Origin of the sequence: Undibacterium sp. 5I2 (assembly GCF_035019605.1) — a bacterium.
Classification (GTDB): domain Bacteria; phylum Pseudomonadota; class Gammaproteobacteria; order Burkholderiales; family Burkholderiaceae_D; genus Undibacterium.
In genome coordinates this window covers 1-845 of sequence record NZ_JASJVS010000148.1, presented here as the reverse complement: position 1 = coordinate 845, position 845 = coordinate 1, and the positions used below count along the sequence as shown (strand labels likewise).

Here is an 845-nt window from a genome sequence, read left to right as displayed (position 1 = left end):
AAAGGGCGCGGCTGGCTGCCACCCAGCCTGCAACACCGCATCGACACCACCCTGGCATGGCTGACTCGCTTGCATCGACTGGTGCCACTGAGTGCCATCGCTCAGGAACTGCTGCGTTTCGACATGCAGCAAATGGATAAGCCCGAGATTGTCGGTGTCGAGTATCAGCAAGGAACGCTGGCCGGATACGAACTGCGCGAATATTTACTGGAAAAATGGAACCGTCGGTGCGCCTACTGCGACGCCCAACATGTCGCGCTCAACATCGACCATGTGCAGCCGCGGGCAAGGGGCGGCTCGAACCGTGTATCTAATCTGGTGCTCGCCTGCGTGCCATGCAATAACAAGAAAGCAGCACGTGACGTACGGGAATTTTTAGCACGCGAACCGGCACGGTTGGCGCGCATCGAAGCACAGTTGCAGCGCCCTCTCAAGGATGCCGCTGCCGTTAACGCGACCCGATGGGCCTTGTTTAATGCACTTAAAGCCACCGGTCTGCCGGTGACAAGCGGTTCCGGTGGACGAACCAAGTTCAACCGCACGCGCTTAACTATTCCTAAAACCCACGCGCTCGATGCCGCTTGCGTGGGCAAAGTCGATGCGGTGAGCCACTGGCGTAAGCCCACATTGGCGATCAAGGCGACTGGGCGCGGCAGCTACCAGCGTACCCGCCTTGATGCCTTCGGTTTCCCGCGTGGTTACCTGACGCGCAGCAAAAGAATTCACGGCTTTCAGACTGGCGATATGGTAAAAGCCTGCGTCCCGACAGGAAAGAAAACCGGCCAGTACATAGGCCGCGTAGCAGTTCGCGCAAGTGGCAGTTTCAACATACAAACGCAAGAATC

At 58.0% G+C, this 845-nt stretch carries 1 protein-coding gene; it reads left to right on the top strand.

Annotated elements, in window-relative coordinates; translation table 11 throughout:
• Window positions 1–845 (top strand): RNA-guided endonuclease IscB (gene iscB, locus QN359_RS19755; protein ID WP_323493627.1); only part of this gene is annotated, 845 nt, incomplete at both ends.